Source organism: Kribbella sp. NPDC002412 (assembly GCF_053592935.1).
In genome coordinates, this window is record NZ_JBSFBL010000039.1 from 36,497 (window position 1) to 60,093 (window position 23,597).

Consider the following 23,597-nt stretch of genomic DNA (forward strand, 5'->3'; position numbering starts at 1 on the left):
TCAGTGCCCGGACGGGCTCACAGAGTGAGCGCGAGCCGGGTGGCCTGGTCGATCGCGCGCTTGGCGTCGAGCTCGGCGGCGACGTCGGCTCCACCGATCAGGTGCACCGGGCGGCCGGTGTCGCGCAGCGCGTCGGCGAGGTCGCGGACCGGCTCCTGACCGGCGCAGACGACGACGGTCTCGACGTCCAGAACCCTTGCGTCCTTGCGATCCGGGCCGAACGTCAGGTGCAGGCCGGCGTCGTCGATGCGCTCGTAGTTGACGCCCCGCAACTGCTCGACCTGCTTGTTCTTCAAGGCGGCGCGGTGCACCCAGCCGGTGGTCTTGCCGAGGCCGGCGCCGATCTTCCCGGGCTTGCGCTGCAGCAGGTAGACCCGGCGGGGCGACGGCTCGGGCCGCGGCGTGGTGAGTCCGCCGGGCGCGACTGTCGGATCGGTCACACCCCACTCGGCCTTCCACGCTTCGAGGTCCAGCGCAGGCGACGACTCGGTGGTCAGGAACTCGCTCACGTCCACACCGATGCCACCCGCCCCGATCACGGCCACGGTCGCCCCGACGGGTCTGCGGTCGCGGACGACCTCGACGTACGAGAGGACCTTCGGGTGGTCGATGCCGGGGATGGCCGGGATGCGCGGGACGACACCGGTGGCCAGCACGATCTCGTCGAAGCCGGCCAGGTCGTCGACGCTCGCGCGGCGGCCGAGGTGCACCTTGACGCCGGTCAGCTCGAGCCGGCGCCGGTAGTACCGGATCGTCTCGGCGAACTCCTCCTTGCCGGGGATCCGCTGCGCGATCCCGAACTGCCCGCCGATCTCGTCGGCCGCCTCGAACAGCTCCACGGAGTGGCCCCGCTCGGCCGCGGTCACCGCCGCGGCCAGCCCGGCCGGTCCCGCCCCGACGACCGCGATGTTCTTGGTACGGCGAGTGGGCAGCAACTGGAGCTCGGTCTCGCGGGCCGCCCGCGGGTTGACCATGCAGCTCGCCTTCCGCTTGGCGAACACGTGGTCCAGGCAGGCCTGGTTGCAGGCGATGCAGACGTTGATCTCGTCGGCCCGGTCGGTGGTTGCCTTGAGCACCCAGTCCGGGTCGGCCAGGAACGGCCGGGCCATGCTGACCAGGTCGGCGTCGCCGCGGGCCAGCACCTCCTCGGCGACCTGCGGCAGGTTGATCCGGTTCGACGTGACGACCGGGATGCCGACGTACGGTCTGAACGCCGCGGTCACCGACGTGAAGGCGGCCCGCGGCACCGAGGTCACGATGGTCGGCACCCGGGCCTCGTGCCAGCCGATACCGGTGTTGATGATCGACGCGCCGGCCGCCTCGATCTCCTTGCCCAGCGCAACTACCTCGTCCCAGCTCTGGCCGCCTTCGACCAGGTCGGCCATCGACAGCCGGTAGATGATGACGAAGTCGTCGCCGACCCGTTCCCGGGTCCGGCGGACGATCTCGACCGCGAGCCGGCGCCGGTTCTCCGGGCTGCCGCCCCAGCGGTCGGTGCGCTGGTTGGTGCGCTCGGCCAGGAACTGGTTGATGAAGTAGCCCTCGGACCCCATGATCTCGATCCCGTCGTACCCGGCATCGCGGGCGTAGGCCGCGCAGTCGACGTACGCCTTGATCTGCTTCCGCACGCCGCGGTCGGTCAGGGCGCGGGGTCTGAACGGGTTGATCGGGGCCTTGATCGCGGAGGCGGAGACGCTGAACGGGTGGTACGCGTACCGGCCGGCGTGCAGGATCTGCAGCGCGATCCGGCCACCCTCGGCATGCACCGCGTCGGTCACGATCCGGTGCCTGCGGGCTTGGCGGCGGCTGGTGAGCCTGGATCCGAAGGGCGTGAGCCAGCCGGTCCGGTTCGGTGCGTAGCCGCCGGTCACCATCAGGCCGACCCCGCCGCGGGCGCGTTCGGCGAAGTACGCAGCCAGCTTCGGCAGATCCTTCGCCCGGTCCTCCAGGCCGGTGTGCATCGACCCCATGATCACCCGGTTCGGCAGCACGACGTGCCCGAGATCGAGCGGCTCGAGCAGGTGCGGATAGCCGGTCATGAGTTGTCCTTCCGGAGGGCTTCGATCACTTCGTCGCACCACTCGACGAACGACTCCTCCGCGCGGATGCCGCCGCGGAGAACGAGGTACTGATGCAGGTCGCGGCCGTTCAGCGTGGCCGGCTTCGGGAAGTCGCGCTTCTGGATCCCGCGGTAGACCTCGAGCCGGGTGGCGTGCTCGGCGCGGTGCCGCTCGACCTCGCGCAGGACGACGCCGGGATCGCCGTACGACGCCCCGCGTAGCTTCACGCCGAGGCCGTCCCGCAGGATCGCGGGGTCCTCGGGCTCGGCCAGCCACCGGGCGAGCTCCGCCCTCCCGGCCGCGGAGATCCGGTACACCTTCTTGTCCGGGCGGCCGTCCTGCGCGATCTCGGTGTGCCGGACCCAGCCGGCCTCGTCCATCCGGCGCAGCACCCGGTAGATCTGCTGGTGGGTGGCCGGCCAGAAGTAGCCGATCGAGCGGTCGAACCGCCGGGCCAGCTCGTAACCGGACCCGGACCGCTCGGTCAGCGAGACCAGAATCGCGTGCTCCAGCGCCATGACCAGCACTGTACCTATGCAACTCGTTGCAGTGCACCTGATTGCAAGCGGAATCACACCCCGGCGGCGGTTGTTGATTTGAAAGAATGGTTGCAGACGCCATCTATCGCGGGATCGAGGAACCATGGACCAGCAGGCCCACCCGACCAGGACGACGTTGCCCGGCATCGGCACCCGGTACGACCTGATCACCGAAGGCGGCAAGCACGTCTCGGTGGTGGTGCACAACGACGGCCGGCGGTTCCTGGGGTTCCACGATCCCGACGACGACGACAACTGCAAGGACTCGGTCCCGCTGGATCCCGGTGAGGCGGCCGCGCTGTCCGCGTTGCTGATCCCGGCGCCGCTCGACCCGGTCCGCAACGAGATCGAGATCGACCTGATCACCGAGCACGTCCCGGTCACGGCCAAGTCGCCGTACTCGGGCCGCACACTGGGCGACACCCAGGCCCGCAGCCGGACCGGCGCCTCCATCGTCGCCGTGCTGCGGCGGACCGGCGCGACCCCGTCGCCCACCCCGGACTTCCGGTTCGCGACCGGGGACACCCTGGTCGTGGTCGGCACCCGCGAGGGCGTCGACGCCGTGCACGACCTGATCGCGGGAGGGTGACGTGCACGAGAACATCACCGCCCTGCTGATCGAGCTGGGCGCGGTCATCCTTGCCCTCGGCATCCTCGGCCGGATCGCCTCCCGGTTCGGGTTCTCGCCGATCCCGCTCTACCTGCTCGCCGGCCTGGCCTTCGGGCACGGCGGCCTGCTGCCGCTGGCGGCCAGTGAGGAGTTCGTCGCGACCGGCGCCGAGATCGGCGTCATCCTGCTGCTGTTGCTGCTCGGCCTCGAGTACACCGCGTCGGACCTGGTCGGCACGCTGAAGACGCAGTACGTCTCGGGCGCCGTGGACTTCCTGCTCAACGCGCTGCCGGGCGCGGCCGTCGCGCTGCTGCTCGGCTGGGGCCCGGTCGCCGCGGTCGCCCTGGCCGGTGTCACCTGGATCTCGTCGTCGGGCGTGATCGCCAAGGTGCTCGGCGACTTCGGCCGGCTTGGCAACCGGGAAACCCCGGTGGTGCTGGGGATCCTGGTCCTCGAGGACCTGTCGATGGCGGTCTACCTGCCGATCCTGACCGCGCTGCTCGCCGGCGTCGGGCTCGCGGGTGGCAGCATCACGTTGCTGATCTCGCTCGGCACGGTGAGCGTCGTGCTGTTCGTCGCCCTGCGCTACGGACGGGTGATCAGCCGGGCGGTGTCGTCGGACAACCCGGAGATGCTGCTGCTCGTCGTACTCGGACTGACGTTGCTCGTCGCGGGCATCGCGCAGCAACTGCAGGTGTCGGCGGCGGTCGGCGCGTTCCTGGTCGGGATCGCGTTGTCGGGTGAGGTCGCGCATGGCGCGCGGAACCTGCTCAGCCCGCTGCGGGACCTGTTCGCCGCGGTGTTCTTCGTGTTCTTCGGGTTGAGCACGGATCCGCGGGCGATCCCGCCGGTGCTCGCGATCGCGCTCGGGCTCGCGCTGGTGACCTCGCTGACCAAGGTCGCCACCGGTTGGTTCGCCGCCCGCCGGGCCGGCGTGGGGACGGCCGGACGCTGGCGGGCCGGCGGGACGCTGGTCGCGCGCGGCGAGTTCTCGATCGTCATCGCCGGTCTGGCGGTCGGTGTCGAACCACGGCTCGGTCCGCTGGCGACGGCGTACGTGCTGATCCTGGTCATCCTCGGCCCGATCGCCGCCCGCTACACCGAACCGATCGCCCGCCGCCTCACCGCCCGTAAGCAGGCGCCGACCGCTGAACGGCTGGAAGAACCCGCGAGCACCTGAGTCACCGTGCGCGCTGGTTCAGAGCAGCCTTCGCGACTGTCTCCTCGATCCGGCGCGCACGGGTCTCCGGCCGCTTCGCGAGCGTGATCCACTCGAGGATCGCCCGCCGCGCCGACGGCGGGAAGGCGCGGAAGTGCTTGTCGGCCTGGGGCTTCTCGGCGAGCGCCGCGGCGAGGTCGGCCGGGACGATCAGGTTCTGCGCGTCGGCGAGCAGGTCCCAGGTGCCGGTGCGCTTGGCCAGGTCGATGAGCTCCTGCCCCGCCGGCTCCATCCGCCCGGCTGCAGTCAGGCGCTCGACGCGCTCGCGGTTGACCTTGCTCCAGGTGCTGCGCGGGTTCCGCGGCGTGAAGCACTGGTACGTCGTCTTGTCGTCGCGCTTCACGGTCTTGCTGTCGATCCAGCCGAAACACAACGCGTCCTCCACCGCCTCCGCGAGGTTCGGGCCGGCCGCGTCCCGGTGCACGACCAGCCAGACCGAGCGCTCGGTCCGCCCGTTCGCGGCCAGCCAGCCCCGCCACTCGTCGGCGGTCAGTTCCAGCGCGTCCACATCAGTCAGCGTGCTCATACCTGACAGCATGCGCCGGATAAGTGCTCAACCAATGAGCACTTTCTGACCGCGTTCGAGGTCGAGCAGGGCCTGCTTGCGCTCGAGGCCGCCGCCGTACCCGGTCAGGCTGCCGGTCGAACCGACCACCCGGTGGCACGGGACGATGATGCTGATCGGGTTCTTGCCGTTGGCGAGTCCGACCGCGCGGGATGCGCCCGGGACCAGGCCGAGGGTTCGGGCGAGCTCGCCGTACGTCGTCGTCTCGCCGTACGGGATGTCCAGGAGTGCGGTCCACACGCGCTGCTGGAAGGGGGTGCCGACCAGGTTCAGTGGTACGTCGAACGTCGTCCGGCCGTGGTCGAAGTACTCGGCCAGTTGCTCGGCTGCCTCGGGCAGGACCGAGTCGTCGCGGGCGCCGAAGGTCTCGATCGGCGGGCGGTGCCGGTGCCGATCCATGTAGACACCGGCCAGACAGTTCTCCCGCTCGCCCAGCATGAGTGGGCCGAGCGGGCTGTCCATCATGGCGTAGGTCACCGCATCGCCTCCCACTGCGCACGGGCGATCCGGTAGAAGACGTGGCGCTGCAGCCGGTGACCGTCCGGCAGGCGAGGGTGGTCGAAGTCTCCGGCCGCGTCATGCGTCATGCCGATCCGCTGCATCACCCGCTGGGACGGCAGATTGGTGGTCGCGGTGAACGACACGATCTCCTCCAGCCCGGCCGGACCGAACCCGTGCGCCAGCGCGGCCCGGGCCGCCTCGGTCGCATAACCGTTGCCCCAGGCCTCTTTCGCGAGTCGCCAGCCGATCTCGACCGCGGGCATGAAGTGCGCGTCGAAGCTCGGCACCGACAACCCGGTGAAGCCGATGAACCTGCCGGTCTCGCGCACTTCGAGGGCCCACAGACCCCAGCCGCGCTCGTCGATCAGGGGGATGTTCCGATCGATCAGGGCGTCGCTCACGTCCCGGGTCTGGATCGACGGGAAGTGCTCCATCACCGCCGGGTCCGCGTTCAGCGTGGCGAACGGCTCGCGGTCGGACTCGCGCCACTGGCGCAGCAGGAGACGGTTGGTGGACAGTTCGGTCATTCTCACTCCGCGGGGATCTTGTTGATCGCATGGTCGCCGGTGGCCCACAGGTACTGCACCGCGTAGGCACGCCAGGGCCGCCACGCGAACGCGTGGGCGGTCAGTGGTTTGGGGGCCTCGGGCAAGCCTAGATCACGGGCCGCGTACCGGATACCCAAATCACTGGCCACGAAGGCGTCCGGGTCGCCCAGCGCCCGCATCGCGATCGACTCGACCGTCCACGGCCCGATCCCCGGCAGCGCGGTCAACTGCTCGCGCGCCTTGTCCCAGTCGGCGCCCGCCCCCAGGTCGATCTCACCGGCGGCCAGCGTCTGGATCAAGGTCATCAGCGTCGTACGACGGGATCTCGGAAACGCGAGCGTCTCCGGATCGAGCCCGGCGAGCGCCTCCATGGTCGGGAACAGATGCGTGAGCCCACCGGCCGCGTCATCGATCGGCTCGCCGTGCTGCAGGACGAGCCGATGCGCGTGCGTCCGGGCGGCCGCGGTCGACACCTGCTGCCCGAGCACCGCCCGTACGGCGAACTCCTCACCGTCGACCGTGTGCGGAACCCGGCGGCCGGGCGCCTTCACGATCAGCGGCGCGAGCACCGGATCGCTGCTGAGCAGGTCGTCCACCGCGACCGGGTCGGCGTCGAGGTCGAGCATCCGGCGACACCGGCTGATCGCGATCGCCAGATCGCGCTGATCGGTGAGGGACAGTTGGCAGGCGATGTGGTCGGGCATCGGCTTCAGCGCGACCACACCGTGGCCGTGCGGGAGCCGCAGCGTGCGCCGGTAGTGACCGTCGCGCCACTCCTCCACTCCCGGCACGCCGGTCGCGATCAAGTGGCCGAACAGGTTGTCCGGTGTCAGCGGGGCGCGGAACGGGAGCCGCAGCGAGATCGTGCCCGGCGCGGAGGTCGCCGTACCTTTCTTGGCCCTGCGGCGCAGCTCGGTCGGTGGGAGGGCGAACACTTCCTGCACCGTCTCGTTGAAGGTCCGCACGCTGGAGAACCCGGCCGCGAAAGCGACATCCGCCATCTGCAGCTCGCTGGTCTCGATCAGCAGGCGCGCGGTCTGTGCACGCTGAGCCCTCGCGAGCGCGAGCGGGCCGGCGCCGAGCTCGGCCTGCAGTTGGCGCTGCACCTGGCGGACGCTGTAGCCAAGCCGGCCGGCAAGTCCTGGTACGCCGTCCCGGTCGACGACGCCGTCGGCGATCAGGCGCATCGCGCGGGCGACGAGGTCGGCGCGGTCGTTCCACTCCGGTGACCCCGGGCTGGCGTCCGGGCGGCACCGCTTGCAGGCGCGGAATCCGGCCTGCTGGGCGGCGGCGGCGCTCGGGTAGAACCGCATGTTCTCCACCTTCGGCGGCGCCACCGGGCAGCTCGGCCGGCAGTAGATCTTCGTCGTCAGCACCGCGGTGAAGAACCACCCGTCGAACCGCGCGTCCTTCGACTGGACCGCGCGGATGCACCGCTCTCTGCACTCATACACATCTCCAGCATCCCTGCTGCCACCGACAGTCGCTGGCGGTTTTGCGACATGGAGGTATGGCGAGAAAACGACGTCAGGATCCCGGGTCGTTTTCTCGCCAGAGTCTGCCTGCTGCTGCGGGTGAACTGGACACATGAACGAACTGACTGGCAAGAAAGCACTCGTGACCGGTGGCAGCCGCGGAATCGGCGCGGCGACCGCGATCGCCCTGGCCGAGCGCGGCGCCGACGTCGCGCTCACCTACAACAGCTCCCCGGACGCGGCGGCGAAGGTGGTGAAGGAGATCGAGGCGCTCGGACGGCGCGCTTACGCGTTGCCGGTCGATGCGGCCGACGCAAGCGCGGTGGCGGACGGCGTTGCGCTGGCCGCGGAACGGCTTGGCGGGCTCGACATCCTGGTCAACAACGCCGGCGTCGGCGCGATCGGGCCGATGAACGACTTCACCCTGGACGACATCGACCGGGTGCTCGCGGTGAACATCCGCGGTGTCTACGCGGCCGCACAGGCTGCCGCGCCGAGGCTGTCCGACGGCGGCCGGCTGATCCACCTCGGCAGCTGCGCGGCGGCTCGGGTCACCAGCCCGGGCATGACGCTCTACGCGATGAGCAAGGCCGCACTGGTCGGCCTGAGCAAGGGCCTGGCCCGCGAGCTCGGCGCCCGCGGCATCACGTCGAACGTCGTCCAGCCCGGCCCGATCGACACCGACATGAACCCGGCCGACGGCCCCTTCGCCGCACCGCAGATCGCCGACCTGGCCCTCAGCCGCTTCGGCACCCCCACCGAAGTAGCCGCCGCCATCACCTACCTGGCCGGCCCCCAAGCCGCCTTCCTCACCGGCACCGAACTAACCCTCGACGGCGGCCACACCGCCTGACCCGCAGCACCGATGACGCCACTGCCTCGACGCCCTGAGAAGGTCGCACCCGAAGCAGTGGCGTCGAGGCGTTGACAGGGGGCGGGGTGGGAGGGAGACTGCGGGTGTTTTTAACGTTCAAAACACCTGTGGGAGGTTGCGGTGGCTACGTTGAAGCAGGTCGCCGCGCATGCCGAGGTGTCGGTGCAGACGGTGTCGAACGCCTTGAACGCACCGCATCGCCTCCGGCCTGACACGCTCGAACGGGTGAACCGCTCGATCGAGCTGCTCAACTACCGGCCCAATCGTAATGCCCGCAGTCTGCGCACCAGCGCGGTCGAGCTGATCGGCTACTGCGTCCCCAGCTGGCCGAACCAGACCCACCTGGTGATGGACCAGTTCCTGCACGCGCTCTGCGCCGCGGCGGAGACGAGCGGCCGGCACATCCTGCTGTTCACCGCCCCGGCCGCGGTCCAGGGCATGCCTGTGTACGACGACCTGCACGCCCGCCGCCTGGTCGACGGGTTCGTGCTCTCGCAGACGGAGACGCACGACCCGCGGCACGGCTGGCTGAAGGACAAGCAGATCCCGTTCGTGTCCTTCGGGCGCGTGTGGAAGGAGACCACCCAGCCCGGACCCTGGGTCGACGTGGACGGCGCAGCGGGGTCCGCGATGGCCGTGCAGCACCTGTACGACGCCGGCCGCCGGCGGATCGCCTTCCTCAGCTGGCCGAAGTCGTCCGGCCTGGCCGAGGACCGCCTGACCGGCTGGCGCAACCGCTGCAAGAAGCTCGGCCTGCCGACCGGCAACCTGGCCGTGCGTTGCCGCGAGGACAGCATCGCCGAAGGCGCCCGGGCCACCGCCGAGCTGCTGGACAGCGGCCGGCCGCCGGACGGAATCGTTGCCCTGAGCGACATTCTCGCCCTCGGCGCGCACCGCGAGCTGAGCGACCGCGGTCTCACCCCGGGCGTCGACATCGGCGTCACCGGCTTCGACGACTCCCCGCTCGCCTCGGTCGTCTCCCCCGGCCTGACCAGCCTCCGGCAACCGATGGACCAGATCGCCTCCGAGCTCATCGACATCCTGACCGGCACGTCGAACGGCCTGCCGACCGAACGCCTGCTGCAACCCGAACTGGTGATCAGGGGCAGTTCAGCCCCTGGCTGATTGCGGTGCACGCGCGCCGCGAGAAGGAGGACCCGCCATGTCTCCACGCCGAACCGTCAGACGCAGCACCGCCCCGCCGCGCCGGGCCCGCCGTACGGCCGGTGTCACGCTGCTCGCCGCAGCCGCCATCCTGGCCGGCACGGCCTCCGCCACCGCCGGCTCGACCCCGTCCCAGGGGTCCGCCGGCCCGACTGTCCAACCATCAGAGCTGTCCGAGACGACGAGACTGGCCGACCGCCGCTCGCTCGTCGTCGGCGACCGCGCCTACGCGATGGGCGACGAGACCGGTCTCTACCCCGCCGCCGGGTGGCACATCCGCGGTGAGATGGGCGGCTTCTGGACCCAGCCGATCAAGCTCCTCGACGGCCTGTGGTTCGGCCTCGACGGCGCCTGGCTCGGCAAGGACGTGGCCGCGCAGAAGTACACCAGCGGCCACGGCTACAGCCGCATCGACTACTCCGGTGACGTCCGCGTCCGCCGTACCGACTTCGTCCCGGACGGCATCCGGGCGACGCTGGTCGGCCTGACATTGCAGTCCGGTACGGCGAAGACGGTCAAGCTCGACGTGGACGCGCACTCCGAACTGATGGCCTCGTACCCGTGGGGCTGGACGACGCCGAGCGCGGCCGCCGCCAACCTGCAGGACACGGGCGCCTACGCGGACGGCTCACTGCGGTTCCGCGAGCAGGGCACACCGTCGTTCCCGAACGCGACCGAGCACGACTACGCCGCATTCGTCGGATCGTCCCTGCGTCCGACGAGCCACGCCCTCAGCCCGAACAACCGCGGCCCGCAGGACCCGGCAGTGATCTGCCCGGCCGACGGTACGACGCCCGCCCGCTGCGACGACTCGCTGATCGGCAAGGGTACTGGCGGCCGGCTCACGTACGACGTCAAGTTGGCAGCGGGTCAGTCGAAGACCATCTGGTTCGCGGTGGCCGGGTCGGATGACGGCACGTCCGCCGCGCAGCGCGAGTACCGCCGCGCTCTGAGCAGCCCGGACGCGTTGCTGAAGGCAAAGATCCGAGACCGCAAGGAGATCGACAGTCTGTCCGCGGTGGACCTGCCTGGTGACCGGCTACTGCAGCAGAGTGTCGAGTGGAGCAAGCAGAACCTCGCCGACTCGGTGCAGGAGGCACGCAACCTGCGCATCCGCGACGTCAACGAGGGCAAGGACTACCCGGCGCCGGTGGGAACCGTCGAGGCGGCTCGCTGGTTCGGCGCGGGCTTCCCGGACTACCCGTGGATCTTCGCGACCGACGGTGAGTACATGGCCTTCGCCGCGGTCGCGGCCGGTCAGTTCGACACCGTGAAGGAGCACCTGCGCGCGCTGCGGGACATCAGCGACATCCTGAACAACCGCAGCGGCAAGGTCGCGCACGAGGTGGTCCCGACCGGCGACGTGTACTTCGGCTCCAACCAGAGCGCGGGCAACACCGACGAGACGGTGAAGTTCCCGAGCGCGGTCGCACTGCTGTGGCGGTGGACCGGCGACGACCGGTTCCGGGACTCGATGTACGACTTCAGCGTCCGCAACCTGCAGTACGTCTACCGCGAGCTGGACAAGGACGGCGACGGCTGGCCGGAGGGCCTGGCGAACGTCGAGCGGGCCGGCATGGGTGTCGAGAAGCTCGACAGCACCGTCTACCTCGCCCGCGGTCTGCGCGACCTCGCCGACTTGGCCGCGTCCAAGCGCGACACCCAGGTCCAGCAGTGGGCGACCGCCCGCGCGAACGACCTCGAGTCCCGCTTCGAGGCGCAGTGGTGGGTCCCGCAGGCGATGGGGTACGCCGACTCGATCGACGACCCCGCGAACCCGGCCAACGACAACACGCCGATCTTCCAGCGGCACTGGATCGGCGTCACGCCGATGGAGGCGGTGCTGACCCGGCCCGGCCGGCCGGCGTCCCCGCTGGCGTCCGCCGAGCACGGGCAGATCGCGCTCGAGCAGCGCGAGAGGCCTTGTTTCACAGGGGAGTTCGGCCTGTACCACACCGGCACCGGACCGACCTCCGACCCGGCCGGCAACCCCGGACCGTCGTGTGACCCGGTCGTCTCGCAGGTGAAGAGCGAGCGCGCGATGTTCGGCCTGAACACCGCGATCATGGCTGTTGCCGAGGGCAACTTCGGTCGGCTGGGCAAGGACCAGCAGCAGTTCTACACGACCGGCAACGCGCGGATCCAGCTCGACCCGTCGGTCTGGGAGACGCCGGGCGCGATGCCGGAGATCGCACCGTCGCCCGACTCACCGGCGAACATCGGCCGGCCGTTCTACGACCGCTCGATGTCGCTCCAGGCGTGGGGCGCGTACGGCATCCTGTGGCCGGTCGTGCACCAGCAGCTCGGTGTCGCGCCGGATCTCGGGCACGGCAGGGTCGCGGTGGTCCCGCAGCTGCCGGAAGGCCAGCAGAAGGTGGCCGGTAGCAACATCCGGCTCGGTCGCGGATCCGTCGACGTGTCCGCACGCCTTGCAGGCAAGGAATTGCGGACCGACGTGAAGGTCAAGGGTGTCGGCGCGAAGTTCACGATCGGCGCCGTCCTGCCGGCCGGCGCGACGGTCAAGAGTGTCACGCTCGACGGCCGCTCGGCGTCGTACCAGCTCGTCACCACGACGCGTGGAGTGGAGGTGCACGTGGCGGGCCGCGGTTCGTCTCCGTCACTGAAGATCACACTCAACTGATTGAACTTCGGGGCCCCCGACCCGGTGGGGCCCCGGACCGCCGGCCGACGCACATCCGTCCTGTGCGCCGGCCGGTTTCGTCATGGGTTGACGGCACTGGTCGGTGCCGGTTGCGCACACGGAAGCGGGGCCCCTCCGAGTATGAGTCGGAGGGGCCCCGCAATAGCTGAAGGAAGGTGACGTCTCCAGCCTCCCGAACGAATCCGTGGGGCCGGCAGACCCCGTCACCGGTCTACCTCGGTGGGGATCCCCACCGCCAGGGTCCTCGGTTTCCGTTCGACCCGCCGCTCAGATCAGAAGCGGCGTGTCGATATTTCTACCGCCGTCTCCGGGGCCGCACAACCCTTTCCTTCCTAGAGATTTCGTCAATTCGCCATCGAGTGCGTGTCGTCCACAGCGATACCACAACCATCCACAGGTATCACCCGACTTATACACACCCCCTGTGCATAACCGGGGTCAACTCTTCGACGGTTTCAGTCCCATCGGCCGCAGCAACAGGTAGCCGGCGTAGCACCCGAGCGCGCTGACCACCAGGATCGCGGGTGCCGCGACAGCGAGTGGTGGACGCTGGTAGCCGAGCCGGTTCAGCACATCGGCGAGCCATTGAGCGATCAACAGGAACTCGGCGGCCGCGGCCGGTATCACGGCGAGCGGCAGCATCAGCACGCCGCGCCAGAAGCCGAACCGGTAGAACGTGATGCCGAGCAGCCAGCCGGCCGCCTCGTGCGACAGGATCAGCAGGAAGAACTCGGTGAAGATCAGCCCGCGCTGCGAGGTGTCGGTGAACAGGTGCGGGTTCTGCAGCGCCTGCGACCAGCCCTGCGAGCTGTAGACGACGTGCTCGACCTGGTACACCAGCACCCACAACGCCGCGGTCGCCAGCGCGGCGCCGGTGAGATAGATGCCTGCGGCAACCGACATCATCCGCCGGGTGACGCCCTGCGCGACCAGCAGCGTGAAGTACGCCGGCGTGAGGGTGATGCCCATCGCCATCGAGAAGTACTTCGGCGACTGGGTGCCGAAGTCCCACATGCTCTGGTCGAGCCTGCCGGTGGCGATCAGGAACCCGACGCCGATCGCCGTGAACGACACCAGCATCACGACCCAGTACCCGAGCACTGCCGGCCGGGTGCCGACCACCATCGCCAGCAGCACCTGCCGCAGCCGGTGCGTCGCGGTGACACCACGCGGAAGCGCGTACGCCGGTGCGGCCTTGTCGAGCGTGGTCACCGGCGGACCCCCTTGCCGTTCGACGTGAGGTGCACAAACAGGTCCTGCAGTCCCACCGGCCCGATCTCGAGCCCCGCCGCCCCGGCGTGGGCGACCAGGTCGGGATCGAGGTCGCCGAGCACGGTGGTGGACTTGGTGCCGCCGAGCCGCTCCTCGGCGAGCACGGTGAACCCGGCGGTGAACCTGTCCACCGCAGTGGCCGGCCCGACGATCGAGGCGCCGCGACCGCGCAGCGCGTCCACCGGCGACTGGGTGACCAGCCGGCCGTTGTCCAGGATCACGACCTCCTCGAGCATCGTGCTGACCTCGCTGACCAGGTGGGTCGAGAGCACGATCGTGCGCGGCACTTCGGTGTAGTCGGCGAGCAGGGCGTCGTAGAACAGGTTGCGGGACGGCACGTCCATGCCGAGGTAGGTCTCGTCGAAGATGGTCAGCGGCGCGCGGCTGGCCAGCCCGAGCACGACCCCGAGCGCGGACTTCTTGCCGCGGGACAGCTTGTGCACCTTCTTGCCGGTCGGCACCTCGAAGCGGTCCAGCAGGTCGCCGGCGAGCTCGCTGTCCCAGTACGGGCGCAGGCTGGCGGCGAGACCGAGCACGTGCTTGACCGCGGCCGACGCGACCAGGTCGCCCGACTCGCGGATCAGGCAGATCCGGCTGGTGACGACCGCGTCCTCGTAGGGCTCGGCCGCCGTACCGAGGTGGCCGCCCTCGATCAGGACGCGGCCCTCGTCCGGCTGCCGGAAGCCGGCCAGTGTCGCGGCCAGGGTGCTCTTGCCGGAGCCGTTGCGGCCGAGCAGGCCGTGGATCTTGCCCGGCGCCAGCCGCAGGTCGAGCCGGTCCAGCGCGGGCTCACCGGCGAACCGGACCGACAGGTTCTCGGTCCGCGCCGCGAGCGGCGGCTCGGTCCGCGTCGTACTCACGAGCTCGGTGGTTTCCCAGGTGCGGTTGGTCATCACGCGTCCCCGTAGGTTCGGATGTGCTGGACGACGTCCTTCAGTGGTACGCCGATCGCCTTGGCCTCCTGGATCATCGGGTCGACCACGTCGGCGAAGAACGAGTCGCGCCGGCCGGTGCGGAGCAGCTCCCGCGCGTTCGGGCTGACGAACATCCCGATCCCGCGCTTCTTGTAGAGCACTCCCTCGTCGACCAGCTGGGCGAACCCCTTCGCCGCGGTGGCCGGGTTGATCCGGTAGAACGCGGCGTACTGGTTCGTCGACATCACCTGCTCGTCCTCGGCGAGCGCGCCGGTGACGATGTCGTTCTTGATCTGCTCGGCGATCTGCAGGTAGATCGGACTCCGATCGTCGAACATCCCGGCCTCCTCTCACCCAAGGCAGGTTCTTAGGTTCATTACTTGAGTAACGAACCATAGCACCACGCCGGGTTCACCGGTCAACTAAGGTCACGTCATGACTTCGAACCTGGAGCAGGACCTGCAGGCGGCCCGTGCGTACGCCGAGCAGGCCGCGAGCACCGCCGCCAAGCTCAAGCCCGGCACCTACGACTCGGTTGCGGCGCTGGCGCTGACTTCCATCGCGCACAGCCTCAGCGTGCTCGCGAGCCGGTCGGCCGAGGCTCCGGCGCGCGACTGAGCGCTCATCCGCCGGCCTGACTGTTCGACTGCTGCAAGGCCTTCTTCAGAGCCGGCACCACCGGGCCGACCCGTACGGCGAGTTGCGCCAGACGATCCTTGTGCCGCTTGCGCTGGTCCTTGGTCAGGACGGTGCGCAGGTCGCCGGTAGCGGCGAGGGTGACGACTGCTGCGTCGCGGAGGTCGACCCGGGTGACGAGACGGGCCGGGCGGAGGGCGTCCGTCGCATTGCGAAGTAGCTGACGGCGGACGAGCGGATGCCGAAGGGTGATGCGGTCGGCGGGGAACAGACCGAGGACGCGGTAGTGCTCGACCTTGATCAGGCGGGCGCGTTCGAGCTCGTCGCGGACGTCACGGACGATCCGGCCGTGCCGCCGGTCGATCCAGGTCCGCCACTTGCGCGGACCGATCCTGCGGATGTCGTTCAGCACCCCGGCCAGCACCGGGTCGACCGGATCGGCCACCTTGGTCAGCCGGGCCCGGCCGTTGTCGTCGGCAAGGTTCCCGCGCAGTTGCAGGTCGGCGAGCGCAGCCGCCCGGAGGATCCGGCCCAGCCTCGTCCAGCGCCCGGCCAGGCGACCGGTCGACGGGTCGTACGCGAGCAGGAAAAGCCTTGCGGCCAAGGCGTCCGGAGCCTTCACCCGGCCCAGCGCGGCGACCTGACGGCGCCGGGCCGGCGGCCGGCGCGGCAGCGTCCCGCGGGTGCCGCGCACCAGGGTCAGATGGTTGCCTGAGGCGACTTTACTCATCATCTTCTTCCTTGGACGGGCGGCCCGGCCGGCGCAGCTTACCGACTCCGGACGGGAGCCGGCCGGCGTCGGCGAGCGCCCGGCGGAGCAGGTACTCGATCTGGGCGTTGGTGCTGCGCAGGTCGTCGGACGCCCAGCGGGCCAGCGCGTCGTGCACCACGGGATCCAGCCGGAGCAGGACCTTCTTGCGTTCGACGGCCACGTCGAACGCTCACTGGTAGAGCGTGCCGGTGTTCACGACCGGTTGAGCGTCCCGGTCGCCACAGAGCACCACCATCAGGTTGCTGACCATGGTCGCCTTGCGCTCCTCGTCCAGCTCCACGACCTCGTGCTCGGACAGCCGGGCCAGCGCGAGCTCGACCATGCCGACCGCGCCTTCTACGATCCGCTGCCGAGCGGCCACGACGGCGCCGGCCTGCTGACGGCGCAGCATCGCCTGGGCGATCTCGGGCGCGTAGGCCAGGTGGGTGATCCGGGACTCGATCACCCGGACCCCGGCGGCCTGCACCCGGGCGGAGATCTCGGCCGACAGCGTCTCGGTGATCTCGTCGGTGCTGTCCCGCAGCGACAGCGCGCCGTCCTCGGTGTGCACGTCGTACGGGTAGCTGTTCGCGATGTGCCGGACCGCGGTCTCGGTCTGGATCGCGACGAACTCGACGAAGTCGTCCACCTCGAACATCGCCTGCGCGGTGTCCTCGACCTGCCAGACCACCACCGCGGCGATCTCGATCGGGTTGCCGTCGGCATCGTTGACCTTGGCAACGGCGGTCTCGTGGTTGCGGATCCGGGTGGACACCTCCTTGCGGGTGGAGATCGGGTTCACCCAGCGGAGCCCGTCGGTGCGGATCGTCCCGGCGTACCGACCGAGGATCTGCAGCACCCGCGCGCGGCCCGGCGCCACGGGCGTCAGCCCGCCGGCCACGATCAGCCCGGCCAGGAACACCAGGATCGAGATCACCACCACGGCGCCCTGCCCGCCCCCGATCCCGAGGACGAACAGCACCACGCCGACGACCACCAGCGCGAACGCGAGCGCCGCCATCGGCCACCCGTTGATCTCCCGCGCCGTCCGCTCGGTCACCTTCGGGGCCGGCATTTCCACCGCAACATCCAGGTCCGCCATCACAAGCTCCTCTCGATAGCCTCAAGTTAGCATTGTGATATCACTTTTTCAACGCAGCTCCGCCGCCGGACGGCAGCGGCGGGTGCTACAGCGGCTGGGCGAGGTCGGTGAGGCGTTGCTGCCAGGTGGTCGACCGGGAGTTGGGGAGCGGGTCGATGGCCGAGTCGGACCAGGCGTGGATCGGGCGGATGCCGTGCAGGGCGTTGAGGAGCCAGACCTCGCAGGACTGAAGGTCGGTGGGAGTGGCCGGCCGTTCCGCGACCTCGACACCCTGGGCCGCGGCGATCCGGCGAAGGAGCTTGGCCGTGACCGACGGGAGCAGCGGACGGTCGGACGGCGGGAAGCACAGCACGTCGCCGTCCCACCAGGCGATGGCGGAGTACGCCGCTTCCAGCACAGTGCCGTCCTGGTCGAGCAGCAGGATCTCGTCGGCGCGATGGGCAACGGTCTCCCGGAGCTTGCCGAGGAGCTCCAGGTCCGGGCCCTTCACCCGCGGCGCCGTCCGCGGATCCGGACCTTCGTGGACGACGACCCGGAGGCGGCCCCCGACCGGCGGCGCCGGCCGGAGCTGGACGGCCAGCTCACCCGAGGTCCGGAGCTCGAACCGCGGGAACCAGCGCCCGAACCCGGGCAGCCGGCCGATCTGCTCGGCCCAGAAGGCCGACGCGTCGACACCGGCCGCCGCACACGACCCGACGAACCGCTCCCGGTGCAGGTCGATCCCCCGACCCCGCCCGTTGGCCACCAGGAACGAATCCGCCACCTGCAAACCACTCATCTCCCCCACCCTTCGGCCGCGGCGTTCCCGCCCACGGCTGCCGTTGCCTTCAGCACCATTTCGTCGTACTCCGCGACCGCGTCCGAGTCGAGCACGATCGCACCCCCCGCACCGATCACGGTCTCCGACGGCGTCAGGACCGCCGTACGGATCACCACACCGAGGTCTGCCCGCCCGTCCACGGTCAGGTAGCCGAGCACTCCCGAGTACACCCCGCGCGCGCTGTCCTCGAGCTCGTCGAGGATCTCCATCGTCCGGATCTTCGGCGCGCCGGTCATCGACCCCGGCGGGAAGCAGGCCCGGACCGCGTCGACCGCGGACACCCCGGGCCGCAGCCGGCCGCGCACCGTGGTGACGAGCTGGTGCACGGTCCGGTAGGTCTCGACCTGCATCAGCTGCGGGACGTGCACGGTCCCCGCTTGGCTCACCCGGCCGAGGTCGTTGCGGATCAGGTCGACGATCATCAGGTTCTCGGCCCGGGTCTTCTCGTCTTCGGCGAGCGCCTTCGCGGCCAGCTTGTCCTGCATCGGGTCCGGGTCGCGCGGTGCGGTGCCCTTGATCGGCCGGCACTCGGCCCAGCCGTCCGCGTCCACGGTCAGGAACCGTTCCGGCGACGAGCTGGCCACCGCGAGGTCGCCGTACCGGAGGAAGGCGGCGTACGGCGCCGGGTTGTGGGCGCGCTGCCAGAGGAAGAAGTCGAACGGTTCGGGGACGGCGGGCAGCCGGACCCGGTTCGTCAGGCAGACCTCGTAGGTCTCGCCGGCTTCGAGCGCGGCCATGCACTTGCCGATCCCGGCCAGGTAGGTCGCCCGGTCCTGCTCCAGGTGCGCCTCGAGGTCGAGACGTGCGATGGCCGGCGGCTCGATCTCGGCCATCGACCAGTGCGAGGCGATCCGGGCGGCCCGGTCCAGCCAGCCGTCGTCGGCCGAGTCCAGGCTGACCAGGTAGCTGATCTCCCGATCGTGGTCGATGACGACGAACCGGTTCGCCCAGATCCACAGCGCGTCCGGCGTCGGCGCCTCGTGCGCCACGGCTCCCCCGGTCAGTGCCTTGAGCTCATAGCCGAAGTAGCCGACGTACCCGCCGTTGAACAGCCCGGCCAGCTCGTCCGGTACGCCGTCCAGCCGGGCCGCCTTGTCCGCCATCAGCGCCTGCAACTCCGCGAACACGTCGCCGTCGGCAACCGCCCGTACGACGACCTCCGCGTCGGCGCCAAGCGTCGTACCGAGCACCGAGACCCGGCGAACCGCCCGGTCGGTGAGGCTGCCGTCCAGCCAGAACGCGACGGTCTCCCCGGCCAGCAGCTCGCGGTAGACCGTCTCACCGTCGAGCGCCCGGTCGACCGTCCGGACGAACCAGCGCAGCGCACTCACAGGCACACGTTACCTACCGTGGCCGCTGTTGAAGTGGGTGTTCAGGTTCCGGTCAGTGCCAACTTCGTACGCATCGCGGTGATTCGGCGGATGGGGATCGCGACCTCGAGACCGTCCTTGGACTCGGCGCGGTCGGCCAGCCAGCCGGCGGCGGTGTCGCGGCGGGCGTCCGGGGTGCCCGGGAGGTAGAGCGCGTTGACCAGGCGCTGGGCGTCGTCGCGGGTGCGGATCAGGTAGACGTACCGCTCGCGCTGGCTCTCCATCACGTGGAAGCCGGCATGGTGCAGCTTGTCCTTCAACTCGGTGATCTCACCACCGGCGGGGAACTGCGGAGTCGACCGGAGCCGCGTGGTCAGCCCGCTCAGCGTGCGGATGTCACCGCGTCGCAGCGGCCGGACTGCCGGCACGATCGCGGCCAGTACGCCGCCGCGCCGCAGAACGCGGGCCGCCTCCGACAGGACGGCGGGCAGTGGCTGCAGCACCGCCAGGCCCATCGAGCATGTGACGACGTCGAAGACCTCGTTCGCGAACGGCAGGTGCAGCGCGTCCGCCTGCACCTTCGGGCCCGGCGCCCCGGCGAGCTGGACCGGGTTGTTGTCGACACCGACGACCCAGCGCCCGTACAGCTCCCGGGCGACCGGGCCGTTGCCACACGCGAGGTCGAGCACCCGGCGCGCCTCACCGGAGACGGCGCGCACCAGCCAGCGGTACGGCGTGTGGTCGCCTGCCACCGCGCGGGACAACAGGGCTTCGGTGCTGCCCGGCGTCGCGGAGTGGAACTCCCGCAGGTACGCCGGCCAGTCGATCTCGTTCTCAGGCATCGCGGACGGAGCCTACCTCGTGACCACACGCTGTAAAGCACTGAGTGCTCAGCGTCGATGGTCTTAATACAGGTTTGAAGTACGCCTCAGACCCGGCTGACGAAGATGTGCCCGGCCGTCTCGTCGCTGATCACGCCACCGGCGTCCCGGCTGCCGACCAGCACACCCTCGGCGTCCAGGGTGGAGTCGACCTCGCGGCCCGGCAGCGCGCCGGCCTTGCGCAGCACCGCCATCGCGCCGTCGTCGGTCTGCACCGGCTCGGCGATCCGGCGGACCAGCACCCGGACGCTCTCCCCGGTGGCCTGGTCGAGCACCTTGTCCAGCGGCTCCACGCCGATCCGGAACTCTTCGATGCCGCTCGCCTGACCGTCGTTGAGCAACTCCTCCAGGCCCGGGATCGGGTTGCCGTACGGCGACTCGGTCGGGTTGTTGAGGATCTTGAGCAGCCGCAACTCGACCGCGTCGCTCATCACGTGCTCCCAGCGGCAGGCCTCCGCGTGCACGTCCTCCCACTCCAGCCCGATCACATCGACCAGCAGCCGCTCGGCCAGGCGGTGCTTGCGCATCACCCGGGTCGCCTGCTTGCGCCCGACGTCGGTGAGCTCGAGATGCCGGTCGCCCTCGACCGTGACGAGCCCGTCGCGCTCCATCCGCGCCACCGTCTGGCTGACGGTCGGACCGGACTGGTGCAGCCGCTCGGCGATTCGCGCGCGCAGCGGGAGGATGCCCTCTTCCTCGAGCTCGTAGATGGTCCGCAGGTACATCTCGGTGGTATCGATCAGCTCGCTCACGAAAACCATTCTCGCCTATGCAGGCAAGCCTTACCCAATCCGCGTGAACGCCACCTCTCCGGGACGCGCACAGTCGTCGACGTTTCAGTTCGCTCACGGCCGGTTGTGGGCACCAGGATGCGGTGATGGCACCTGCGGTGATGTGGTTTCGGCGTGATCTTCGGCTGGCGGACAATCCGGCGCTGCTGGACGCGGTTGCCGCCGGGGGCGGGCGCGTCGTGGGCCTGTTCGTGCTGGATCCCGCGTTGTGGGGCCCTGCAGGTGAGGCTCGGCGGGAGCATTTGACCGCGTCGCTTCGGAGCTTGTCCGAGTCGATGGGCGGCAAGCTCGTCGTACGGCGTGGAGACCCTGCCGACGTGGTCCCAGCGGTCGCGAAGGAGGTCGGCGCCGCGAGTGTCCACATCAGCGCGGACCATGCGCCGTACGGGCGTCGTCGGGATGCCGCGGTCGAGGCGGCTCTGGACTGCCCGCTGGTGGTGACGGGATCGCCGTACGCCGTCGCGCCCGGGCGGGTGCTCAACAAGCAGGACCGGTCGTACCAGGTGTTCACGCCGTACTTCCGTGCCTGGCTGGACCACGGGTGGCGGCGACCGGTCGACGCGCCCGCGAAGGTGCGCTGGGTCGGCCTCGACGGCGAGTCATTGCCCACGACAACGGTCGACGGCGCGGGCGAGCAGGCGGCGCTGGACCGGTGGCACGCCTACCTGGAGGACGTCGCGCGGTACGACGACGAGCGCGACCGGCCCGATCTCGACAGCACCTCGCGGATGTCGATCCCGCTGAAGTACGGCGAGATCCACCCGCGCACGCTGCTCGCCGACCTGGCCCGCAGGCGCAGCGCCGGCGCGGAGGCGTACCGCCGCGAGCTCGCCTGGCGGGAGTTCTGCGCCGACCTGCTGGCGCGGAACCCGGACGCGGCGTGGAAGCCGTTGCGGCCGGAGTTCGAGCGGATGGAGTACGACGAGCCCGGCGACCTCTTCGACGTCTGGCGCGCGGGCCGGACCGGATTCCCGTTCGTGGACGCCGGGATGCGGCAGCTCGCCGGGTCCGGCTTCGTGCACAACCGGGTCCGGATGGTCGTCGCATCCTTCCTGGTCAAGGACCTGCACGTGCACTGGAAGTACGGCGCCCGCTGGTTCATGCGGTCGCTGCGCGACGGCGACCTCGCGTCGAACTCGCTGAACTGGCAGTGGGTGGCCGGCTGCGGCGCGGACGCGGCGCCGTACTTCCGGATCTTCAACCCGGTCGGGCAGGGCACGAAGTTCGACCCGGACGGTGCGTACGTCCGCCGTTGGGTCCCCGAGCTCCGGCACCTCGACGGCAAGGCCGCCCACGAACCGTGGAAGCACGGCGGCGCCGACGGCTACCCGGCCCCGGTCGTCGCCCACGCCGAGGCCCGCCGCGAGGCGCTCCGCCGGTACGACGCCATCCGCTGAGCCCCCCACCTCTTGACTCGGTCTCAAGTCACACCCCTATAGTACTAGTTACCTAGATGAATGGGGTTGTAGATGATCGAGTTCCATCTGGACGGCCGGTCGGGGGTCTCGCCGTACCAGCAGATCGTTCAGCAGACCCGGAACGCGCTGCGGCTCGGGCTGCTGCGGGAGGGGGACCAGCTGCCGACCGTGAAGGACGTGGTCGCGACGCTGGCGATCAACCCGAACACGGTGCTCAAGGCCTACCGCGAGCTCGAGCACGAAGGTCTGGTACAGGCCCGCCCCGGCCGCGGAACCTTCGTCACGCGGACGCTGACCGACAACTCGCTGGCCGCGCACGGCCCGCTCCGGCAGGACCTCCGCCGCTGGCTGACCAAGGCCCGCAAAGCCGGCCTCGACGACGAAAGCATCGAGGCCCTCTTCATGACAACCTTTCGGACCGCCGCTCAGGAGGACATAGCTTGACGCCCTCCCCGCCCCGAAGGACGGGGATTTCGACTCTTCCACGCGGAGGTGGCGAGTTGAAGTTCACGCTTCCCAGCCGACAGAACTCCATCGGCTCCACGCGCTGTCACGGCACGTCCTGCCGCGATGTTGACTGCAGCATTCACGTCCGCGTTCGCGATGTAGCCGCAGGACCGGCACCGGAAGTCGGCTTGGCTCTCGCGCGCCTTCCCGTCCCTCGTCCCGCACCGCGAGCACGTCTGCGAAGTGTAGGTGGCTACGACCTTCTCCACCCGGCCGACGGCTTTGTGCTCCAGCCGCTCGACCAGACCACCCCAGCCACTGCCGAGGATGCCGCGGTTCAGGCCTGCCTTCTGCCGAACGTTCCTTTCCGGCGCGGCGACCGTCCCCTTGGCCGAGCGGGTCATCGCCCGGATGCGGAGGTCTTCCACGCGGATCAGGTCGAATCGTCGCGCAAGATCGGTGGAGGTCTGTTCGACCCAGTTCTTTCGCCGGTCCGTTTCGCGTGCCACCAGTCGCGCGATCGCAGCCCTGGTCCTGGCACCCCGGTTCGACCCGCGTTGAGCCCTGGCGAGACGGCGCCGCAACCGGAGCAGGCGGATCCTCTCAGCAGGCTTGAGCCCAGGGCAGTGCAGGAGCTCACCGGTCGACAATGCAGCGGAGACGACCACGCCACGGTCCACACCGACGACCTTCGTCAGGCCCGGCGCCGCGATCGGGTCCGGTGCGACCGCGAACGCCAGCTGCCAGCGACCGGCCCGATCGCGGGTCACCCGGTACGACTTCGCCCCCGGCAACGGACGGGACAGCCGAAGCTTGATCCATCCGACTTTCGGGACGAGCACCCGTCCCCACTTTCGCGACAGCACCTCCGCGCGGGATGCCTGTGCGCCGACGACACGAAAGCCCTCGTGCCGTCCAGCCTTGCGCTCCTGAGCAGGCGTCGGAGTCAGGCGGTAACGGGACACATCGAAGATCCAAGCAACACGCACCGACACTTTCTGAAGGGAGGGAGATGGCGTTACCTCCTCGCCGGGATCG

25 protein-coding genes are annotated in these 23,597 nt (G+C 70.0%); 8 read left to right on the forward strand and 17 right to left on the reverse strand.

The window, feature by feature from the left end:
* Positions 1-17: 17 nt before the first annotated feature.
* Positions 18-2,039 (reverse strand): oxidoreductase, encoded by a 2,022-nt coding sequence (locus tag ACWCOV_RS27800; protein ID WP_449832255.1) that lies wholly within the window; start codon positions 2,037-2,039, stop codon positions 18-20.
* Positions 2,036-2,578: a PadR family transcriptional regulator gene (locus ACWCOV_RS27805; protein ID WP_449832256.1), complete on the reverse strand. Its 543-nt coding sequence runs from the start codon at positions 2,576-2,578 to the stop codon at positions 2,036-2,038. Before ACWCOV_RS27805 ends, ACWCOV_RS27800 begins: the two co-directional genes overlap by 4 nt.
* Positions 2,579-2,702: 124 nt before the next feature.
* On the opposite strand from ACWCOV_RS27805, the gene ACWCOV_RS27810 reads away from it, so the two are divergent.
* Together ACWCOV_RS27810 and ACWCOV_RS27815 are read left to right on the forward strand one after the other, a co-directional pair.
* Complete coding sequence (locus tag ACWCOV_RS27810; RefSeq protein WP_449832257.1) at positions 2,703-3,188, forward strand: cation:proton antiporter regulatory subunit; 486 nt, start codon at positions 2,703-2,705, stop codon at positions 3,186-3,188.
* Position 3,189: 1 nt separating this feature from the next.
* Complete coding sequence (locus tag ACWCOV_RS27815; RefSeq protein ID WP_449832258.1) at positions 3,190-4,389, forward strand: cation:proton antiporter; 1,200 nt, start codon at positions 3,190-3,192, stop codon at positions 4,387-4,389.
* A 1-nt stretch (position 4,390) separates the two neighbouring features.
* Here the strand turns inward: ACWCOV_RS27815 and ACWCOV_RS27820 are convergent, their stop codons facing one another.
* Genes ACWCOV_RS27820 through ACWCOV_RS27835 form a run of 4 tightly spaced genes read right to left on the reverse strand, consistent with a single transcriptional unit; the run spans position 4,391 to position 7,496 of the window.
* A complete protein-coding gene (locus ACWCOV_RS27820) occupies positions 4,391-4,954 on the reverse strand; it encodes a YdeI/OmpD-associated family protein (RefSeq protein ID WP_449832259.1) in 564 nt (187 codons plus the stop codon).
* 27 nt (positions 4,955-4,981) lie between these two features.
* Positions 4,982-5,470: a methylated-DNA--[protein]-cysteine S-methyltransferase gene (locus ACWCOV_RS27825; RefSeq protein ID WP_449832260.1), complete on the reverse strand. Its 489-nt coding sequence runs from the start codon at positions 5,468-5,470 to the stop codon at positions 4,982-4,984.
* Positions 5,467-6,021 (reverse strand): GNAT family N-acetyltransferase, encoded by a 555-nt coding sequence (locus ACWCOV_RS27830; protein ID WP_449832261.1) that lies wholly within the window; start codon positions 6,019-6,021, stop codon positions 5,467-5,469. Before ACWCOV_RS27830 ends, ACWCOV_RS27825 begins: the two co-directional genes overlap by 4 nt.
* A gap of 2 nt (positions 6,022-6,023) precedes the next feature.
* Entirely contained in the window at positions 6,024-7,496 is a 1,473-nt protein-coding gene (locus ACWCOV_RS27835) for an AlkA N-terminal domain-containing protein (protein ID WP_449832262.1), read from the reverse strand.
* A 133-nt stretch (positions 7,497-7,629) separates the two neighbouring features.
* Here ACWCOV_RS27835 and ACWCOV_RS27840 point away from each other — a divergent pair, with 133 nt between their 5' ends.
* The 3 genes from ACWCOV_RS27840 to ACWCOV_RS27850 all read left to right on the forward strand — a co-directional run bounded on the left by ACWCOV_RS27840 (position 7,630) and on the right by ACWCOV_RS27850 (position 12,196).
* Positions 7,630-8,370, forward strand: coding sequence for an SDR family NAD(P)-dependent oxidoreductase (locus tag ACWCOV_RS27840; protein ID WP_449832263.1), 741 nt, complete (start codon positions 7,630-7,632; stop codon positions 8,368-8,370).
* 141 nt (positions 8,371-8,511) lie between these two features.
* Complete coding sequence (locus ACWCOV_RS27845; RefSeq protein WP_449832264.1) at positions 8,512-9,516, forward strand: LacI family DNA-binding transcriptional regulator; 1,005 nt, start codon at positions 8,512-8,514, stop codon at positions 9,514-9,516.
* 37 nt (positions 9,517-9,553) lie between these two features.
* On the forward strand, positions 9,554-12,196 hold the full coding sequence (locus ACWCOV_RS27850; protein ID WP_449832265.1) for a glycogen debranching protein: 2,643 nt from the start codon (positions 9,554-9,556) through the stop codon (positions 12,194-12,196).
* A 459-nt stretch (positions 12,197-12,655) separates the two neighbouring features.
* On the opposite strand, the gene ACWCOV_RS27855 is transcribed toward ACWCOV_RS27850, so the two are convergent.
* Genes ACWCOV_RS27855 through ACWCOV_RS27865 form a run of 3 tightly spaced genes read right to left on the reverse strand, consistent with a single transcriptional unit; the run spans position 12,656 to position 14,741 of the window.
* Positions 12,656-13,429 carry a hypothetical protein gene (locus ACWCOV_RS27855; RefSeq protein ID WP_449832266.1) on the reverse strand — a complete coding sequence of 258 codons (774 nt, stop codon included), beginning with the start codon at positions 13,427-13,429 and terminating at the stop codon, positions 12,656-12,658.
* Positions 13,426-14,382: an ATP-binding cassette domain-containing protein gene (locus tag ACWCOV_RS27860; protein ID WP_449832267.1), complete on the reverse strand. Its 957-nt coding sequence runs from the start codon at positions 14,380-14,382 to the stop codon at positions 13,426-13,428. The genes ACWCOV_RS27855 and ACWCOV_RS27860 overlap by 4 nt, the downstream gene beginning before the upstream one ends.
* On the reverse strand, positions 14,382-14,741 hold the full coding sequence (locus ACWCOV_RS27865) for a GntR family transcriptional regulator (RefSeq protein WP_449832268.1): 360 nt from the start codon (positions 14,739-14,741) through the stop codon (positions 14,382-14,384). The genes ACWCOV_RS27860 and ACWCOV_RS27865 overlap by 1 nt, the downstream gene beginning before the upstream one ends.
* A gap of 97 nt (positions 14,742-14,838) precedes the next feature.
* Here ACWCOV_RS27865 and ACWCOV_RS27870 point away from each other — a divergent pair, with 97 nt between their 5' ends.
* Entirely contained in the window at positions 14,839-15,021 is a 183-nt protein-coding gene (locus ACWCOV_RS27870; RefSeq protein ID WP_449832269.1) for a hypothetical protein, read from the forward strand.
* Between the two features lie 4 nt (positions 15,022-15,025).
* Here the strand turns inward: ACWCOV_RS27870 and ACWCOV_RS27875 are convergent, their stop codons facing one another.
* The 7 genes from ACWCOV_RS27875 to ACWCOV_RS27905 all read right to left on the reverse strand — a co-directional run bounded on the left by ACWCOV_RS27875 (position 15,026) and on the right by ACWCOV_RS27905 (position 20,664).
* Positions 15,026-15,769, reverse strand: coding sequence for a GOLPH3/VPS74 family protein (locus ACWCOV_RS27875; protein ID WP_449832270.1), 744 nt, complete (start codon positions 15,767-15,769; stop codon positions 15,026-15,028).
* A complete protein-coding gene (locus ACWCOV_RS27880) occupies positions 15,762-15,971 on the reverse strand; it encodes a hypothetical protein (RefSeq protein ID WP_449832271.1) in 210 nt (69 codons plus the stop codon). The genes ACWCOV_RS27875 and ACWCOV_RS27880 overlap by 8 nt, the downstream gene beginning before the upstream one ends.
* Positions 15,972-15,980: 9 nt before the next feature.
* Complete coding sequence (locus ACWCOV_RS27885; protein ID WP_449832272.1) at positions 15,981-16,892, reverse strand: SPFH domain-containing protein; 912 nt, start codon at positions 16,890-16,892, stop codon at positions 15,981-15,983.
* Between the two features lie 85 nt (positions 16,893-16,977).
* Positions 16,978-17,670, reverse strand: a complete 693-nt coding sequence (locus tag ACWCOV_RS27890; protein WP_449832273.1) for an aminotransferase class IV — start codon at positions 17,668-17,670, stop codon at positions 16,978-16,980.
* Positions 17,667-19,043, reverse strand: coding sequence for an aminodeoxychorismate synthase component I (pabB, locus tag ACWCOV_RS27895; protein ID WP_449832274.1), 1,377 nt, complete (start codon positions 19,041-19,043; stop codon positions 17,667-17,669). Before pabB ends, ACWCOV_RS27890 begins: the two co-directional genes overlap by 4 nt.
* A gap of 41 nt (positions 19,044-19,084) precedes the next feature.
* On the reverse strand, positions 19,085-19,864 hold the full coding sequence (locus ACWCOV_RS27900; protein WP_449832275.1) for a class I SAM-dependent methyltransferase: 780 nt from the start codon (positions 19,862-19,864) through the stop codon (positions 19,085-19,087).
* A gap of 86 nt (positions 19,865-19,950) precedes the next feature.
* Complete coding sequence (locus tag ACWCOV_RS27905; RefSeq protein ID WP_449832276.1) at positions 19,951-20,664, reverse strand: metal-dependent transcriptional regulator; 714 nt, start codon at positions 20,662-20,664, stop codon at positions 19,951-19,953.
* Positions 20,665-20,780: 116 nt separating this feature from the next.
* On the opposite strand from ACWCOV_RS27905, the gene ACWCOV_RS27910 reads away from it, so the two are divergent.
* Both ACWCOV_RS27910 and ACWCOV_RS27915 read left to right on the forward strand, forming a co-directional pair.
* On the forward strand, positions 20,781-22,091 hold the full coding sequence (locus ACWCOV_RS27910; protein ID WP_449832277.1) for a cryptochrome/photolyase family protein: 1,311 nt from the start codon (positions 20,781-20,783) through the stop codon (positions 22,089-22,091).
* A gap of 72 nt (positions 22,092-22,163) precedes the next feature.
* Positions 22,164-22,556, forward strand: coding sequence for a GntR family transcriptional regulator (locus ACWCOV_RS27915; RefSeq protein WP_449832278.1), 393 nt, complete (start codon positions 22,164-22,166; stop codon positions 22,554-22,556).
* Here ACWCOV_RS27915 and ACWCOV_RS27920 read toward each other — a convergent pair.
* Entirely contained in the window at positions 22,538-23,554 is a 1,017-nt protein-coding gene (locus ACWCOV_RS27920) for an RNA-guided endonuclease InsQ/TnpB family protein (RefSeq protein WP_449832279.1), read from the reverse strand. The genes ACWCOV_RS27915 and ACWCOV_RS27920 overlap by 19 nt on opposite strands.
* Positions 23,555-23,597 lie beyond the last annotated feature (43 nt).